This is a genomic window from Cyclobacterium sp. SYSU L10401, from assembly GCF_010993705.1.
Taxonomy (GTDB): Bacteria; Bacteroidota; Bacteroidia; order Cytophagales; family Cyclobacteriaceae; genus Cyclobacterium.
Map to the genome: position 1 here is coordinate 92,173 of NZ_WOFO01000007.1, position 17,633 is coordinate 109,805.

Annotated in this window: 17 protein-coding genes; 6 read left to right on the forward strand and 11 right to left on the reverse strand. The window is 43.7% G+C overall.

Annotated features, from left to right (window positions below; all coding sequences use genetic code 11):
• Positions 1 to 5: 5 nt before the first annotated feature.
• Positions 6 to 407, forward strand: coding sequence for a DUF4783 domain-containing protein (locus GL182_RS16450; RefSeq protein ID WP_163380875.1), 402 nt, complete (start codon positions 6 to 8; stop codon positions 405 to 407).
• A gap of 43 nt (positions 408 to 450) precedes the next feature.
• Positions 451 to 1,329: a carboxylating nicotinate-nucleotide diphosphorylase gene (gene nadC, locus GL182_RS16455; RefSeq protein WP_163380876.1), complete on the forward strand. Its 879-nt coding sequence runs from the start codon at positions 451 to 453 to the stop codon at positions 1,327 to 1,329.
• Here nadC and GL182_RS16460 read toward each other — a convergent pair.
• The 6 genes from GL182_RS16460 to GL182_RS16485 all read right to left on the reverse strand — a co-directional run bounded on the left by GL182_RS16460 (position 1,286) and on the right by GL182_RS16485 (position 7,745).
• Complete coding sequence (locus GL182_RS16460; RefSeq protein ID WP_163380877.1) at positions 1,286 to 3,097, reverse strand: ABC transporter ATP-binding protein; 1,812 nt, start codon at positions 3,095 to 3,097, stop codon at positions 1,286 to 1,288. The two genes, nadC and GL182_RS16460, sit on opposite strands and share 44 nt — an antisense overlap.
• Positions 3,098 to 3,134: 37 nt before the next feature.
• Positions 3,135 to 3,470 (reverse strand): DUF6787 family protein, encoded by a 336-nt coding sequence (locus tag GL182_RS16465; protein ID WP_163380878.1) that lies wholly within the window; start codon positions 3,468 to 3,470, stop codon positions 3,135 to 3,137.
• Between the two features lie 4 nt (positions 3,471 to 3,474).
• Positions 3,475 to 4,800: an aspartate kinase gene (locus tag GL182_RS16470; protein WP_163380879.1), complete on the reverse strand. Its 1,326-nt coding sequence runs from the start codon at positions 4,798 to 4,800 to the stop codon at positions 3,475 to 3,477.
• A 45-nt stretch (positions 4,801 to 4,845) separates the two neighbouring features.
• Complete coding sequence (ribH, locus tag GL182_RS16475) at positions 4,846 to 5,322, reverse strand: 6,7-dimethyl-8-ribityllumazine synthase (protein WP_163380880.1); 477 nt, start codon at positions 5,320 to 5,322, stop codon at positions 4,846 to 4,848.
• A gap of 75 nt (positions 5,323 to 5,397) precedes the next feature.
• A complete protein-coding gene (locus tag GL182_RS16480; protein ID WP_163381036.1) occupies positions 5,398 to 6,117 on the reverse strand; it encodes a tetratricopeptide repeat protein in 720 nt (239 codons plus the stop codon).
• 218 nt (positions 6,118 to 6,335) lie between these two features.
• Complete coding sequence (locus tag GL182_RS16485) at positions 6,336 to 7,745, reverse strand: alkaline phosphatase PhoX (protein WP_163380881.1); 1,410 nt, start codon at positions 7,743 to 7,745, stop codon at positions 6,336 to 6,338.
• Positions 7,746 to 8,499: 754 nt separating this feature from the next.
• Between GL182_RS16485 and GL182_RS16490 the strand changes: the two genes are divergently transcribed.
• Together GL182_RS16490 and GL182_RS16495 are read left to right on the forward strand one after the other, a co-directional pair.
• On the forward strand, positions 8,500 to 8,784 hold the full coding sequence (locus tag GL182_RS16490; protein WP_163380882.1) for a hypothetical protein: 285 nt from the start codon (positions 8,500 to 8,502) through the stop codon (positions 8,782 to 8,784).
• A 71-nt stretch (positions 8,785 to 8,855) separates the two neighbouring features.
• Positions 8,856 to 9,122 carry a hypothetical protein gene (locus tag GL182_RS16495; protein WP_073092592.1) on the forward strand — a complete coding sequence of 89 codons (267 nt, stop codon included), beginning with the start codon at positions 8,856 to 8,858 and terminating at the stop codon, positions 9,120 to 9,122.
• 326 nt (positions 9,123 to 9,448) lie between these two features.
• On the opposite strand, the gene GL182_RS16500 is transcribed toward GL182_RS16495, so the two are convergent.
• On the reverse strand, positions 9,449 to 10,291 hold the full coding sequence (locus tag GL182_RS16500) for an endonuclease/exonuclease/phosphatase family protein (protein ID WP_163380883.1): 843 nt from the start codon (positions 10,289 to 10,291) through the stop codon (positions 9,449 to 9,451).
• Positions 10,292 to 10,721: 430 nt separating this feature from the next.
• Between GL182_RS16500 and GL182_RS16505 the strand changes: the two genes are divergently transcribed.
• Together GL182_RS16505 and GL182_RS16510 are read left to right on the forward strand one after the other, a co-directional pair.
• Entirely contained in the window at positions 10,722 to 11,831 is a 1,110-nt protein-coding gene (locus tag GL182_RS16505) for a hypothetical protein (RefSeq protein ID WP_163380884.1), read from the forward strand.
• A gap of 75 nt (positions 11,832 to 11,906) precedes the next feature.
• Positions 11,907 to 12,833 carry an SGNH/GDSL hydrolase family protein gene (locus GL182_RS16510; RefSeq protein WP_240469863.1) on the forward strand — a complete coding sequence of 309 codons (927 nt, stop codon included), beginning with the start codon at positions 11,907 to 11,909 and terminating at the stop codon, positions 12,831 to 12,833.
• 43 nt (positions 12,834 to 12,876) lie between these two features.
• On the opposite strand, the gene selD is transcribed toward GL182_RS16510, so the two are convergent.
• The 4 genes from selD to atpA all read right to left on the reverse strand — a co-directional run bounded on the left by selD (position 12,877) and on the right by atpA (position 17,617).
• Positions 12,877 to 13,911 (reverse strand): selenide, water dikinase SelD, encoded by a 1,035-nt coding sequence (selD, locus tag GL182_RS16515; protein WP_163380886.1) that lies wholly within the window; start codon positions 13,909 to 13,911, stop codon positions 12,877 to 12,879.
• Between the two features lie 16 nt (positions 13,912 to 13,927).
• Entirely contained in the window at positions 13,928 to 14,938 is a 1,011-nt protein-coding gene (gene mnmH, locus GL182_RS16520; protein ID WP_163380887.1) for a tRNA 2-selenouridine(34) synthase MnmH, read from the reverse strand.
• A 176-nt stretch (positions 14,939 to 15,114) separates the two neighbouring features.
• On the reverse strand, positions 15,115 to 15,990 hold the full coding sequence (atpG, locus tag GL182_RS16525) for an ATP synthase F1 subunit gamma (protein WP_163380888.1): 876 nt from the start codon (positions 15,988 to 15,990) through the stop codon (positions 15,115 to 15,117).
• A 46-nt stretch (positions 15,991 to 16,036) separates the two neighbouring features.
• Positions 16,037 to 17,617 (reverse strand): F0F1 ATP synthase subunit alpha, encoded by a 1,581-nt coding sequence (gene atpA / locus GL182_RS16530; protein ID WP_163380889.1) that lies wholly within the window; start codon positions 17,615 to 17,617, stop codon positions 16,037 to 16,039.
• Positions 17,618 to 17,633: the final 16 nt, after the last annotated feature.

Below are 17,633 nucleotides of genomic sequence, written 5' to 3' on the forward strand. Positions count from 1 at the left end.
TCCATATGTTGCGTTTAATCCCCATTTTTATACTTCTTCTGGTGTTTTTCTCTTTACTGGCTCCAGTAAGCATGGCCCAGAAAGAAAGCTCAGCCCTTAAAGTGGCCTTCCAGGAAGGCTCTTTCAGGGATGTTTCCAGGTTTCTTGATGATATGGTTGAAATTAGCCTTGACAATGACAAAAGAGACTATTCCCGAAATCAAGCCGAAATTGTCCTGCGGGATTTTTTTAGAAATAACCCTGCCAAAGATTTTGACTTGCAGCAGGAAGGAAAAACCAGTGATAATTTATCCTATCTGATTGGCACCTACCATTCTTTAGAAAGGAAGTACAGGGTACTTATCCGGGGAAAAATATTGGACAATGCCCAATTCATAATTTACAGCATGGGTCTAATCCGGCAATAATAAATATGCTCCTGTTGGGAATATTTCTTATTTTTGGGCTATCATGCAGGACTACCTAAACCAAGAAAGTTTACAAAAATTTATCCAGGCAGCTTTTCTCGAAGATGTAGGAGAAGGTGATCATTCGACCCTGGCAGCCGTCCCCTCCGGGCAGCAGGGTTCAGCCAACCTTTTGATCAAGGAAGCAGGGGTAATTGCCGGGCTTGAATTGGCCAAAACCATATTTCATTATTACGATCCGGACTTACAGGTACAGTTGCTGTTAAAGGATGGGCAGTCCGTAAAAGCAGGAGAAACCGGTCTGATTGTTTCCGGTAAAGCAGCCGCTATTTTGACCACAGAACGCTTGGTTTTGAATTGCATGCAGCGAATGAGTGGTATTGCCACCAAAACAAAGCAACTAAACGATCTCATCGCACACACGGGTGCAAAGCTGCTGGATACACGAAAAACCACCCCTAATTTTCGGATATTGGAAAAATGGGCCGTATCCATCGGAGGAGGAAAAAACCACCGTTTTGCCTTGTATGACATGATCATGCTCAAGGACAATCACATTGATTTTGCAGGTGGCATTCCTCAGGCCATCAAATCCACCCATGCCTATTTGAAAAAGCAACAACTGAATTTGAAAATTGAGATTGAAACCAGAAGTTTGGAAGAAGTACAATTGGTGTTGGATCAGGGTGGAGTAGATATCATCATGCTGGACAATATGGACCCTGCCACCATGATGAAAGCGGTAAAAATGATTGACGGGCAGTATGAAACAGAAGCATCAGGGGGAATTGATGAAACCACCATAGTGGCAGTAGCTGAGTCCGGGGTGGATTTCATTTCTGTGGGAGCGCTCACTCATCAGGTAAAAAGCATGGATATCAGTCTGAAGGCTTTGAAGCATCCTCAGCAAACTGTAAGTTGACCAGGTTGGCATAATGCCCATCTCTCAGGGAAGAAAGTTCTTCATGGTTTCCTTCTTCAATTATTTTACCCCCTTTGAGCACGTAGATCCGGTCCACCTTCCTGATGGTAGCCAATCTATGGGCTATGATTATGGTAGTGCGACCCTCCATCAATTGATCCAGCGCTTCCTGTACCAGCGCTTCTGATGCAGCATCGAGGGATGAAGTAGCTTCATCTAACACCAATATGGCTGGATCTTTTAAAATGGCCCTGGCAATGGCTATTCTTTGCCGCTGACCACCTGAAAGCTTGATGCCCCGCTCTCCAACCAGCGTATCCAATCCATCCGGAAAGCTCTGGATAAATTCCCAGGCATTGGCCTGAGTGGCAGCTGTAATGATCTCATCTTCGCTTGCCTCAGGCCTGGCATACAAAATATTTTCCCTGATACTTCCTCCGAACAGCAGTACTTCCTGTGGCACAATCCCGATGTTTTTTCTAAGCTTTTGAGGGTCCCAGTGGCGAATAGATTGCCCGTCCAACAGAATATCCCCTTTCCCCAATTTATAAAACTTGAGCAATAGTTGAATAATGGTGGATTTTCCGGCCCCACTGTGACCTGCCAGGGCCACTTTCTCACCAGGAGCAATGGAAAATTCAATTCCATCAAGAACCCGGTATTCCGGACGGGTAGGATAGTGAAAAACAACCTGTTTAAAAGCTATGGCACCTGCCACCTTCCGGCTCTCCAGGGTAGATTCATATTCTTCCGTTTCTTCATCCAGGATTTCCAAAACCCGCTCCGAAGAACCTATCGCTTTTTGTACCTGCCCATAGATATCTCCCAAACCGGCAATGGATCCACCTATAAAGGTGGTATATAGCACAAAAGAGACCAAATCACCTATACTCATTTCCCCGGCACTTACCAAAGTGGCTCCATACCAAATAACTGCTACAATGCCACCAAATAGGGCAAATATGATAAAAGATATAAATGCCCCTCTGAAACTTGCGGCTTTCAAAGCCACATCCACCACCTTATCCAGACGGGAACGGTACCGCCTGGATTCGTAGGCTTCTCCTGTAAAGGATTTGACGGTGACAATAGATTGAAGGGTTTCTTCTACCACTACATTGGCAGCAGCCAATTCGTCCTGTGTGGTTTTGGATAGCTTACGGATAAACCTGCCAAATATCATGGCAATGATTACCAAAACAGGAATGGTAATTAACATGAAAAGGGTAAGTCTTGGCGTGGTGTAGAATAGGAAAGCAATCCCCACCAGCAAGGTGATTACCTGCCGTAGCAATTCAGCCAGGGTAATGGAAAAAGTATCCTGCAGCATGGAAACATCAGATGTAATCCTGCTGATCAGCTCTCCGGTTCTCCTTTGATCAAAAAAGGTCATGGGCAATCGCACCAGACGCTCGTAAAGGGCTACCCGGATATCCCGCATGGACTTTTCACTCACCTGAGCAAATAACCAGACCCTGAAAAAGGAAAATATACTTTGTACCAACAATATTCCTAAAAGGATAAAGGCTATACCATTGATATCATTGATGATCCATTCCTTTCCAGATGCCGCATCTATCAATTTCCCCGCTACAAAAGGAAAAGTAAGCAGCATCAGACTGGAGAAAAACAAAAACACCATTCCGGAAATAAAGGAACCTTTATAAGGAAGGGCAAAACTGAAAATACCTGAAAGTTTGGCCAGGTTTTTCTTGTTCAATTTTCTTTTCTCCGACTCATCCAAGGGTAAGCCTCTTTGTTTGGCCATGGCTTGCTATGCATTCAAAAGGTGAACAAAGTATGTTTTATTTTTTTGCTTTCCCGGAAAACAATCTCCCTATACGGCGAATAAACTGTTTTTCTTTTTCCCAAAAGAAGGTAAACTGCCCGAAAATAAAGCCATATACCAAAAGGAATATTTGATACAAAGGTAAAACCAGCAACAAATAAATAATAGTTTTTATAAAACCTCCCCCTTGGGTATCTACACCCAGGAAATCAAATATGGGTTTTTTAACGAACAGAATAGTAAATCCAGTGCAAGCAAAAACGATCAGCACCAACATCACCTGCCACATACTGTTAAGTTCCCACTTGACTTTAAGCCGCTCCAGAAAACCGGGCTTACTTTCGTTTGGCATTGGCTTATTCAAATTCAAAGAGTCTTTGATTCAGGCTTTGAAGAACCTGTTCTTTCTGTTTACCATCAATGAGGAGGGACACATTGTGCCGGCTCCCTCCATAGGAAACCATGCGCAAGGGAATCTGTTCCAGACTGTCCATGATTTTATTCAATACCCCTTTTTCTTCCATGATGTTATTGCCCACAATACAAATAATGGACAGGTGATGGTCCACTTCCACTTTGCCCAATTTTTGCAATTCCGCAGTAATTTCCTTTAAATGCGACACATCATCCATGGTCAGTGAAATGGCTACCTCCGAAGTAGTAATCATATCGATAGAGGTGCGGTACCTTTCGAAGATTTCAAAAACCTTCCTCAAAAACCCATAGGCAAGGAGCATCCTGCTGGATTTGATCTTTAAGGCTGTTATGCCATCCTTACCAGCAATGGCTTTGACCCCTACCGTACCATCCCCTCCCCCGGTAATGGTGGTACCCGGTGCCTCGGGTTGCATGGTATTCAGCAGTTTTACCGGAACATTGTTCAATTGAGCAGGCCAGATAGAAGCCGGATGAAGAATTTTGGCTCCAAAATAAGCCAACTCCGCTGCCTCATCAAATGACAGGTGGGCGATCGCCCGGGTCTGATCCACGATTCTGGGATCGTTGTTATGCATACCGTCAATGTCCGTCCAGATTTCCACTACGCTGGCTGATGTGGCGGCTCCTATCAAAGAGGCGGTATAATCACTTCCTCCTCGCTTCAGGTTATCCACTTCATTCCGGTGATTTTTGCAGATATAACCCTGGGTGATAAAAATGCTGTCTTCGGGGTATCTGGTCAAAATGGCCTCCAACCTTTGCCTGATCCGGGAAAGTTCGGGTTCATCATTTTCATCAATGCTCATAAATTCCAGTGCAGGAAGGAACACCGCAGGTATTTCAAGCTCTTGTAACAAGGTATAAAACAGCTTGGTAGACAATAATTCACCCTGAGCCAGGATATCCTTATTGATGGCCTCATTAAATGATATCTTTAAGATAATGGTCAAAAACTCAAAATGCTCTTTGATGATCTGAGCAGCTTTGGATCTTCCTGCCTTTGATGTCAATAATTCCAGGTAAAAATTATTGTAATGCTCATTTAGCGCATCAATCTTTTGTTTGGCCTGTTCTTTTTTGCCCTCTGCCAAAGCCTCCCCTATACCTACCAATGCATTGGTGGTTCCGGATAAGGCTGACAATACCACAATTTTCTTCTCTTCATCAGCAATGATCAATTCCTTGACCTGGTGCATTCTTTCAGGCCTTCCAACGGAAGTACCTCCGAATTTCATGATTTTCATTCGAAAAACAGTTTAATTTTTTTTTTGATTGATAGGAAACAGCTATTAGAAACCAAGCATTTTGATGGCCGATATGGCCGCTTCATCTCCCTTGTTTCCATGTTTTCCCCCCGCTCTGTCCAAGGCCTGCTGCTGGTTTTCCGGAGTCAATACCCCAAAAATCACAGGTTTGTCAAATTTTAAACCTACTTCTGTAATGCCATGAGCTACCGCATCACAAATAAAATCAAAGTGACGGGTTTCTCCCTGTATCACACAACCCAGGCAGATCACCGCATCTATCTCCTCTATTTTTGCCAGCCACTGGGCTCCCAAAGGCAGTTCAAACGATCCAGGGACATTTTTTCTATAAATGTTTTTCTCTTTCGCCCCATACCGTAACAATGTCTCCAAAGCAGCTCCATACAGTGATTCCGTAATTTCATCATTCCACTCAGAAACCACTATGGCAAATTTTTTATCACTGATGTCCGGAATATTATTTTCGGAATGTTGACTCAGGTTTTTTAAGGATGTAGCCATTTCTATAAAATTTTCATAAAAAAAGAGTAAAACCAAAAGCGGCCTTACTCTTCTTTTTCAATGATCAAATTCATATCAATTAGAAGCGAGGCCTTCCAGCCTTGCCTTATGTTTGCGGGCTTCAGTATATTCGTAAGCGTCGGTATATTTAGATTCAATTTCACCATAGGTATCTATGGCTTGTTGTAGGTCTCCAGCTTCTTCGTAGGCTATGGCCAGTTTAAACAAATACTTTGGGGTAAAGTATTTATTGGTCTTATATGCTGCAGCTTTTTTGTAAAACCTGATGGCCTCTTCCGGATCTTCCAATTCCATGTATGCATCACCTGTAAGTGAGAAGGCCTGCGCCTGCACAAAGAAATCTGAAGAGGAAAAACTTTCGAGGTGATCCACAGCATTTTGGAACTCTCCCTGAGAAAGATAAATGGACCCTACATAAAAATGAGATAGGTTTGCCGCATCTGTCCCTCCATACTGATCAATAATATTCAGAAAACCGGGTTGCACCCCGTCCCCATTCAGGGCAAAATCAAGACTATCCTGCTCATAATAATATACTGCCTGAAACATTTCAGCCTGCGCCTTTTCGTTTTGGTTGGCCTTGTGAATCTGGTAACCCACGATCCCGGCAATGATCAATATCATCAGGCCAATGATGCCTCCTACCAATTTGGTATTTTCCTTTAAAAACGCTTCTCCCCTTCCCAAACGGGTCGCAATTGCTTCCGGGTTTTCCAGAAGTTCATTTGAGGTATCAGGTGCTGCTTTTCCCTTTTTGGTCTTTTGCTTCGCCATCATTTTAAAATTTGAGTGGCAAATATAGATGATGTTTTAATCAATAACAAAAGTATTGGATATTCAAAATTGGAAAACCACGACTTTAACAAGCAGAAACTCAGGAATGGTAGGCAGGAAATAGATTCCCATTCGAATTAGGCGGGAAATATATCTTTACTTTATAAATGACCGGAACAATACTGCTCCAGTCATTTCTATTCATTTCAGTATTCGGCTCAGCTTTTCCAGGGCCCTGTAATGGCCAAGGTAATCCCAGGTCCCTGAATATTGACAAAGTAGGTTTTGCCAGATGGAGAAAACACACCGCCTGCCAGCTCAGAGGCATAGCCTACATTTTCTGCCAGGTGGTACAATTCTCCTTTAGGGGTAATGCCCACTAAAAACGGATGTTTATGGTCTTCACACAAGATGACATCTCCCCAGGGAGCCACAGCCAGGTTATCACAATTCTTCAGGATCTCCCTGTCGTTGGGCTCTGCAAAAAGGGTAAGTTCTCCGGGAGCTTTTTCTTCTTCCTTCGTTCCCTCCCACTTACTTGGCTCATACCGAAAGACCTGGCCCGCACCGATTTTTCCTCCATTGGTACAGGCAAAATAAACTTCTTTGTCTCCCCACCAGATTCCTTCACCCCTGGCAAAAACCGCTGCTCCCTTGTCAAACCCCTGAAAGCGCAGGTCGTCCTCCGGTGACTCTACATTTTCAATGTCTATCCAGGTCACCTTCCTGGCTTCCATTAAGGGAAATGTTGGCCCCTCACTGTCTTCCCAATTCCTGGTATCCCTGCTATCCTCTCCCAGGATCGCCAATGCCTGAAGTTTACCTCCTTTATTTAATTGACCGGGACTATGGGGTACATACCTGTAAAATATGCCGTCACCCCTGTCTTCAGTCAAATATACCACTCCGGAAGCCGGATCTATGGCTACTGCTTCATGGTTAAATCTCCCCATAGCTTTTATGGGATGAGGTACAGCCCGGGAAATTTCTTCGGAAGCCGGAACTTCAAATACATAGCCATGGTCTTTTTCCAGGCGGTCTTCATAATCTCCTTTTTTAAGGGTACTTTCTTCACAGGTCAACCAGGAACCCCAAGGGGTAATCCCTCCGGCACAATTCCTCACCGTACCGGCAAGGCTCAGGTATTGTTTTTCCATTTTCCCGGTATTCTCATTATATATAAAGGTGGTGGTCCCACCTAGAGAAGGTAAAATTCCTTTCCCGAAATCATAAAAATCCTCCTTCTTTACTTTGTCCAAAAGCTCATAGTTGGTCCCAAAACCAGAATGCTGCATGGCATCGGGACTTACCTCATGATTCCGGACCACAATCACGCGTCCATCTTTACCCTGGAAAGCACCCATTCCATCTGCTACTCCCGGCAAGCTCAGCCCATCATCCATGGCATCTCCTGCCTGGCTGATAATTTTGTAGGAAAACCCCTCCGGTAGGTTGAGAATCCCTTCCGGATCTTGCTTTAACGGTCCATAGCCCAAAGTAGCCCTGCTTGTAGTCCCGGCAACTGAAAAACCGGGATTCATGAATTGATACAGGCCCATAAAACCCAGGGTGGCCATTCCTGAGGCCTTGATGAAATTTCTTCTGGAATTTTTTGCTGAATGCTTCATATTGATAAGATTGTTATTGCTGCATGTAATACTTACGGTTGCCAAATCATACCCATGAAAAAAGGGAAAATCCAACATTTGAATGGCAGTTTATCCAAATTCAGAGACAAATCCTAGCGATTCTACTTAAGCGGTAATTATGAAATCATCAATTTCCCACTGTTTGCTTCATGATTACTTAACCCTTCCCTAAAGCATTTATATCCCCCGCCTAACAGCGTGAAAATATCATGTCAGGCTACACGTTATCGGAAATAATCAAACCGGCATAAACTTGCCAACCGGAAGTGCTGAAAAAATATGGAAATGACAAACTTTAGCTGGCAAAACCAATGATTCCCACTCAAGATGAATTTTGTATTGAAGAATATCCCGGGGATTGGTCCATTCCTTTGCTTTGAAAAAAGGCAAAATGCGGCAGGTACTGATCCTTAATGGAATAGATAATCCCGACCCAAGTCATTCTATGTCAAAAATTTTTCAATTTTTTTTCAATTTAAAAATCAGCCAAAATCGGCCAAATTCTTAAAAAAATGCGGTTTTCATTTTTTAGACCCTTAAAAATGTATTTTAAATTCGTTAAAATGTTTTTTGTTTTAAAAAATTTATTTACCTTAGCATCATCAAACAGCGATAAAGACAAAGAAGCGAAGAAGACTAACAGCTAAAAAGATTCTTCCAACTTCTTAAAATTCCGGGTAACAGCGGGAAGTCTTAAAATGTAAAAAATTCTTTCATATAAATAAACAGCATCATGTTAAAGTACACTTACGAAACAGCAGAGAGGGAATTAAAAACCTGGGTAGACCCGGAAAATGGATCCCTGAATATCCAAATCGGAAACGAGACCGTAAACATCCCCCACCAGATTGGAGCGGAAATGGTTGGTGTTATCCGTCAGAAGCAAACCATCTTTCAGGAAATCGAAAGAAAGAAAAACAGTTCCTGGAGCAAGTTTATGGAATCGCTGGCAGGTCAGAAAAATGACAATAACAGCTACCATACCACATTAAAAGACCGGAAGTATAAGGCAGCCTAAACAGCCTCTGCCTTGACCGACATGGTCACCATTTCCTTAATCCATTCATTTTTATCTAAAAAAACAGCAAGATGTTAAAGTACACATTTGAAACCAATACCCATGAGTTAAAAACCTGGGTGGACCCCAACAATGGCAATCTGAACATTCAGATCGGTGATGAAACGGTAAACATTCCCCACGAAACAGGAATGGAATTGATAGCCGTGATCCGTCAAAAACAAGTTATGTACCGTGAAGTGGACCGCAAACGTCTCAGCTCATGGAGTAAATTCATGGAGATGATCTCCGGAGATGATAAAAACAACATCTGGAGTTCATCTGTATCAGAAAATTAATTAGTAAAAGATTTGACGTTCCTTCCTGTGGGTGAAGCAGTGTTTGGCAGGAGAAGTTGAAATGAGCCGGAGGGGAGCATAACACAGGGAGGAACCTTTTTTAGATTGATTTTTTGATAGCGGTTGATTTGAGGTTGGTGATTTTTTTTCAGGGAGAATACATACTATAAAAAGGTTTCCGAAATCGGAACAGGGATTACCCTTATCCGATCAGGGGCAAAAAAATAGATTTGGTTTTCCTGACAAGTACCTTTTTAATCTGGAAAAAGAAAAACAGGCGGTAACCCTTTGGCTACTGCCTGTTTTGCTTTAACAGGAGATAGGAATTACCAATAAATAACCGCCATTACCGGAAAATGATCCGAAGGAAAGCGGCTGTGGTAGGTGTCCGTCAGAATGCCATATTTCCTGACCTCAATTTCTTCACTGACAAAAATATGGTCAATGATCCGATCGGTACTTTTGGTGATGTCAAAGCTATTGGTCGTCCCATTATTGGCATACACGATCTCTGCGGCATCGAAGGTATCCTTCATTCCAGGAGCACTGCTTAAGCGCTGATAAGCTTCGGTTTCCTGACCCACATTAAAGTCCCCGGTCAACATTACCGGTAAAGACTCAGTATTAATTTCCTGAATTTTCTCCAGAATTAACCCGGCAGACTGATTCCTGGCTTCTACTCCCCTGTGGTCAAAATGCGTATTGAAGACATAAAAGGTTTGATCGGAATCGACTGAAGTCATTTTGGCCCAGGTGCAGATACGGGGAAGGGCCGCATCCCAGCCTTTGTTGGGATGATCTGTTTCAGGAGCGAGCCAAAAGGTGTCTGATGCCAAAACTTTAAATTTATCTTTGTTATAAAAAATGGCCGTATATTCACCTTTTTCGCCTCCATCATCACGTCCCACACCCACAAAATCATGATGGGGGAGCCTTTCGTCGAGGTCCTTTACCTGATGCATTAATCCCTCTTGAATACCAAAAATATCAAAGCCATGAAAAAGAATTAAATTCGCCACAACATCTTTCCTATTATCCCAGGTATGGGGGTCATCATCCGGATTGTCATAACGGATATTGAAAGTGGCCAGGGTTATCGGCGCTGTCTGGGCCATGGCCCCTACTGTAGTACATGCGATCAAAAGCAGGTTCAAAAATATTTTCATCATTTTCAAGATTACGGGTTTTAATGAAATAAGCAATTTTTTTTGAAAACAAAAAAGCTCCGGATTTTTTCCGGAGCCCATTTGAAAAGGTGTTTGAATTACAGGCACCTTTTATCCGTTACGTTTTTTCTCTTCTACCTTGGCCTTTTTTTCGGCTCTCTTTTCCATCATGCTTTTGGCAGGCTTCTTTTTATCAACCTTTTTTTCTCCTTTATCTTTGCTCATGGCTTTTCTATTTTGAACAAAATATAGTCAGAATTTCTGACAAAACCTAAACAGATAAGGAAGAAAATTATCACCTGAAAGAAAGCTCCAGTACCTCAAAAAAGAACAATAAGAGGGAACCCCCCCCCTTTTCCCTCCTATTTTGTTGAATAGGATCTATTTTGGCGGATAGGCGGGAGACCTTATCTTTGTCGCTCAAACAACAGTCATGAACCAGGTACAAAAGGACAAGAAATCTACCTTGCTAGCAGCCTTAAAACGCTGCGATAACCCCTATACCTTGGCCCAGATTGAAGCATTGCTGGTAAAGGCAGACAAACTTCAACCTATAGGGGATCTCAGTAAAAAATATCCCTTCTTACTTCAGCTGCATTCAACCAGAGACCTTACCCTAAAAACCAGACTTAAGAGCAAAAAAAACAATACATTGACCCGGTATCAGGAATTAACTGCCGCTCCGGGTTTTTTCCTTAGCCTGCTGATGTTGCTGATGACTGCGGCCATCATCAATAATTTTTCTTATGATGAACAGGGATTCCGTATCAATCCATTTATAGCCAAACTGGCTGTGGTTTACGGCCTCTTATGGTTGGTATACCTACTGGATTTTATTATCATACTATTTCTTTCCTACAAGACAAATACAAAAATTGCTCAAAGTGCATTCATTCCAAAGGTCTTCAGCTTGCTTTTCCCTCCTTTAGGCATAGGCTGGAGACACATGGAGGCACCTGAAATGACCTGGCTCCCCTACCACCTGTGGTCCAAATGCAATGAAGGTTTATTCAACCGGCTCAAGCAACAATTTTCTATTCCTATGATTGTCATTGCCTTATTGATTATCCCTGTATTGTTGATCGAATGGCAGTTTTATGATCAGGTAGAAAGTTGGTTAAATACCGATCTATCCTTTGTGCTGGACATGGTGCAGGGTTTTATTTGGCTGGCTTTCGCTTTTGAATTTATCTTGCTTATTTCTATTTCAGATGACAAATTTACCTATGTCAAGAAAAACTGGATAGACCTTCTTATCATATTATTGCCGTTCATATCCTTTGTCCGCACCCTCAGGATAGCCAAAGTGGCCAGGCTATCTCATCTGGCCAGGGGATATAAGCTACGGGCACTACTCATGAAAGCCCGACAGGGCCTGATCTTTGCCAGCTTTTTTTACCGAATACTGGCCATGAAACCGGATTTTCAGCTCAAAAAGTTAAAGAAAAAGCTGGATCAAAACCGAACCGAAAGGGAAATCATCGAAGAGGATCTGCTGAAATTTTCCTTGTGGATGCGTCAAAAAAAAACTGGCAGTAATTGAGCTCGGATGACCTAAAAACCCTCCTTTATTAATATATTCACCAGAATTTGCACCTGGAAATTTTAAATGGCTGTCATGTATTCCAAAGCTTTTCTTTGCTTGTTGTTTTGCCTGTTGCTATCTCCCCTCAAAGCACAGGAAACCTATTCCATCCCGTCTTCTGCCAATAAGATCTTGTTTTTGGGCAACAGCATTACCTATGGAGGGGGCTACGTCAATTATGTAGAGAGCTACCTGAGATTGACTTATCCGGAAAGAAATTGGGAATTTATCAACGTTGGTTTGCCCAGTGAAACAGTATCCGGTCTCTCGGAAGAAGGGCATGCCGGCGGACAATTCCCCCGGCCAGATTTGCATGAAAGACTAGACAGAATTCTGGCAACTGTAAAACCGGACCTGATTTTTTCATGCTATGGAATGAATGATGGCATCTACCTGCCTTTTGATGAAGATCGATTTGAAGCATACAGAAAAGGACAGGAAAAACTTCACCAAAAAACCGTAAGTTCAGGGGTCCCCATTATTCATTTGACACCTCCGGTTTATGATAAAAGAAAAGGAGCGGCCTATGCGAATGTGCTGTCCATCTACTCCTCCTGGTTGCTAAGTAAGCAGTATACGGAAAACTGGATGGTAATCGACCTGCACTGGCCGATGCGGAAATTCCTGGAAGATCAGCGGAATGTTGATCGGGATTTTATGCTTGCTGCAGATGGAATTCATCCCGGAGATCAGGGACATTGGATCATGGCCAGAAGCTTATTAAAGGGATTGGGTGAATACAAAAACCTGGATACCGACTTGCCAGAAACGGCCTTTCAAAAATTCCCGAAAGGCATGCAGGTGCTGGCCCTGGTGGAAGAAAAACAACAGCTATCAAAAGATGCCTGGCTCAGCCACATTGGGCATAACCGGCCGGGAATGAATGAGGGTATACCTTTACCCGAAGCCCTGACCAGATCAGCAGCGCTCATTGTAGCGGTGGAAAAGATGCTGAAATAATGCTACAACCAAGCGCAATCCCGAAACCAGCTTTTACGATTGTCTATTCGCTACTTACAAGCCATTCCTGCTTTCCCACCAGGTCACCAAAGGACTTCAGCTGGTACCCTTCGCCTGCCATTCTATTTTCAAATTCACCGGTAAAGGACGGATCTACTGCCATCAGCAGTCCTCCGCTGGTTTGTGGATCAGCCAATACCAGGCGATCCTCCGGTCTTTGTATCCTGATCCCATTGCCGTAACTTTCCCAATTGCGGTGAGTCCCACCCGGAATACAATCCAGTTCCAGGTATTTCGGTACAAAATCAAAAACAGGAACTTTTGACAGCTCGATTTTGGCAGAAAGCTGACTTCCCCTACACATTTCCGTCAAATGTCCCCCCAAACCAAAGCCTGTCACATCGGTCATGGCATGTACCTCTGGCCAGGCAGCCACTTTAATGCCTATCTCATTCAACATCAGCATGGTATCTTTTGCCAGCAACACATCTTCTCCCAGGGCAAGGCCTTTTTTTTCCGCAGTAGTAACCAAGCCAACTCCAAGAGGCTTGGTTAAATAAAGCCGGTCACCGATTTTGGCGGTATTGTTTCTTTTAACCTGATCGACAGCTACTTTTCCGGTTACTGCCAGGCCAAATATGGGTTCGGGGGCATCAATGCTGTGCCCGCCGGCCAAAGGAATTCCGGCCTTATGGCAAACCGACCTTCCTCCTTCCAAAACTTTAGCCGCCACCTCCGCCGAAAGTTTGGCAATCGGCCAACCCAATATGGCAATGGCCATTAATGGCTGCCCACCCATTGCATAAATGTCGCTCAGGGCATTGGTAGCAGCAATGGCACCAAAATCAAAAGGGTCATCTACTATGGGCATAAAGAAATCAGTGGTGCTCACAATGCCGGTACGCCCATCCAAGTCAAAAACAGCTGCGTCATCACTTTCCTCATTGCCGACCAGCAATCCGGGAAATTCCATTTTTGCCGCCTGCCCATGTCCCAGAATCTGTTCCAAAACGGCAGGTGCAATTTTACAGCCACAACCTGCTCCATGACTGTATTGAGTTAATCTTACAGCATCCATTTACCCATTCATTTATTTAGTGATTGATTAGTTTTTTGGCCATTTCCCGAAGATCAGCGTCATTAAAGTGAAACTCCGCCTTGATAAAGGATGATTTCTTTTCAATGCCTTTGGTATAGGCTTTGTCATAATACGTCAAAATAATCCCTACAGCCGCTTTCAATTGACCGGAACGTATTTTTTCAACAGCCTCCCGGCACAGTTCCTTTCCCAGTTTCTTTTCGATATGTTGGGTGGCCTGCACCAGATTCTCAGGGGGGATTTTCCCATAGGATTCAACCAACACAGCGATTCGCTTTTCCCTGGGCATGACCAGAAGATAATGAGGGGCAGTTTGCATGTTTCTGTACAAGGTTTCAATCAACTTTACTTTACCAATAGAAAAAGACTCATCTTCCAGCCATATGGGCTGACTTTGGTCCAGCTGCACAAAAGCTTCATACACCTCATTCTGAAATTGCTCTGTTGAAGGCTGTCCGGTACTCAGTTGATTACCAAAACTAGAACCCTGGTGATTGGCCAGCATTTCCAGATCCACTACCTGAGCTCCGAGGGATTGCATTTCATGCAAGAGCCTAGTTTTCATTGACCCTGTAGCACCAGACAGTACTTTTAGTGCCGGAGGAGCCTCAAAATAGCTTAACATGGCATTTCTAAAGGCCTTATAGCCTCCATGGAGCACCTGAATCTGAAAACCATAAAGCTCCAAAAGCCAGGCCATGCTTTGGGAACGCATGCCACCGCGCCAGCAATGCACCAGCAATTGGCTGCTCCCAAGGGCTTCCGCCCTTTCTATGAAACCGCTCATTTTTGGTCCTATCAGATCCAGCCCGGCCTTGATCGCTTTTTGCTTATTTTCCTGCTTATAAATGGTGCCAATAGTTGCCCTTTCCTCATTTTCGAAAAGCGGGAAGCTGATGGCTCCCGGAATATGACCTGATTGAAATTCAGCAGGGGATCGCGTATCCAATACAGGAATGCCTTCACTTTTCAATGTCAAAAATTCCTGAACCCCGATTACCTTCATGTGAAATCAACTGCTACCTGCTTATGTTAGTTTTTAACCCAGCGATCTGGAAAACGTTATTTCAGAATAAATGTAGGCATAATTTAGCCAAGCCCAACCATGGCAGGCATGGCCACAAACAAAAAAACCGGTGAATAACATCAACCGGTCCTTTAAAAGTTTGGTTTCAGGAAAAATCAATTCCCTTCAAGTGCATTGGCACCTGCTACGATCTCGAGGATTTCGTTGGTAATGGCGGCCTGTCTGGTCCTGTTGTAGACCAATTTAAGTTCCTTAAGCAACTCGGCGGCATTGTCCGTGGCCTTACTCATGGCTGTCATCCTGGCGCCATGCTCAGAAGCATTGCTATCCAGAATGGCTTTATAGAATTGAATTTTCAGCGAATTGGGTACCAATTCTTCAATGATATATTCTCTGGAAGGCTCCACTATGTATTCCTGACTGCTTGGACTGGCTCCCTCTTCTGATTCCAACCTGGTAATGGGTAGAAACTGCTCCCTGACCACCAGCTGAGTGGCCACATTTTTAAATTCATTGTAGACGAGCACTACCTGGTCAAAGGTGCCATTAACGAAGGCCTCCATCACAGCTTCTGCCGCTTTTTTTATCGGTTCAAAGGAAACATCGTCAAATAATTGATAATGGTCACTAATCACTGGAAAATCTTTCTTTTTAAAGAAATCAAATGCCTTTTTACCAATGGGCATGATGGTTACCTGCTTTCCTTCATATTTTTCCTGAATAGAAAGCATGGATGCCTTTAAGATATTGGAGTTGAATGCACCGCAAAGTCCTTTGTCTGAAGTGATGGCAACAATCAATACTTTTGACACAGGCCTCTCTTTGGCATAAACGATATCGGTACTTCCCTCAGATCCCGACGAAATGTTATTCAGAATCGCAGAAAGCTTTTGAGAATAGGGACGCATTTGGGTAATCTTGTCCTGAGCTCTTCTCAATTTAGCGGCAGCCACCATCTTCATTGCCTTGGTAATCTGCTGGGTCGAACTTACCGAGTTGATCCTTTCTTTTACTTCCTTTAGGTTTGCCATGTTTTAATTTGCTCCTCTGTAAATACCTTAAAACCGATACGCTGCTTTATTTAGCCGCATATTTTGGTGCCAGTTCAGCTACTGCCTTTTTCAATAGTTCTCCTGTAGTATCCAAATCTCCTTTATTGATTGCTGTAAGGGCCTCAGGGTATTGGGCCGTGATCAGGTTATAAAAATCTTTTTCAAAAGCCCTTACCTTATCCACCGGGATGGTATCTAGCAACCCTTTGGTAGAGGCATAGATAATCGCTACCTGCAGGTCTACCCGTACAGGTGAATACTGACCTTGCTTCAATATTTCCTGATTCCTTCTTCCCCGCTCAATGGTCCTTTTGGTGGTGGGATCCAAATCAGATCCAAATTTAGAAAAGGCTTCCAGTTCCCTGAATTGAGCCTGATCCAGCTTAAGGGTACCGGCCACTTTCTTCATGGATTTAATTTGGGCGTTTCCACCTACCCTGGATACGGAAATCCCCACGTTAATGGCAGGACGAATTCCGGAGTTAAACAGGTTGGTTTCCAAAAATATTTGTCCATCGGTAATCGAAATTACATTGGTAGGAATATAGGCGGAAACGTCACCTGCCTGAGTTTCAATTATTGGAAGAGCAGTCAAAGACCCCCCACCTTTTACCAAGGGGATCAAAGATGGCGGCAAATCGTTCATTTGCTTTGCTATTTCATCCGAAGCATTGATTTTGGCGGCTCTTTCCAGCAGTCTGGAGTGAAGGTAGAAAACATCCCCAGGGTAAGCTTCCCGTCCCGGAGGCCTTCTCAGCAATAGGGAAACCTCCCGGTAAGCTACTGCCTGCTTGGAAAGGTCATCATAAACGACCAGCGCCGGCTTACCTGTATCCCGAAAAAATTCTCCAATGGCAGCACCTGTAAACGGAGCAAAAAACTGCATGGGAGCCGGATCAGCAGCAGAAGCACTTACAATAACCGTATACGGAAGGGCTCCTCCCTTTTCCAGGGATGCCACCACATTGGCTACTGTTGACGCCTTCTGTCCGATGGCTACATAAATACAAAATACGGGTTCACCTTTATCGTAAAACTCTTTTTGATTCAGAATGGTATCAATGGCAACGGCGGTTTTACCTGTCTGTCTGTCCCCAATGATCAATTCCCTCTGCCCTCTGCCAATGGGAATCATGGCATCAATGGATTTGATGCCTGTCTGGAGTGGTTCATTCACCGGCTGCCTGTAAATTACCCCCGGGGCTTTTCTTTCCAGAGGCATTTCGTAAAGCTCTCCCTCCAGGGGGCCTTTACCATCAATAGGGGTACCCAGGGTATCTACCACCCGACCCAGCATGCCTTCGCCTGCTTTGATCGAGGCAATCCGTTTGGTTCTTTTGACAATATCTCCCTCCCGGACAGATTTGGCATCTCCAAATAACACTGCCCCTACGTTGTCTTCTTCCAGATTCAGCACCATGGCCTTCAATCCGTTATCAAACTCAATCAACTCTCCAGCCTGTGCTTTGGAAAGTCCGTAGATACGGGCTACACCATCACCAACCTGGAGTACAGTACCTACTTCTTCTAATTCCGCTTGGGTTCTGGCACCAGAAAGTTGTTCTTTTATAATTGCCGAAACTTCATCAGGTCTTACATCTGCCATTATTGTATAGGATTAT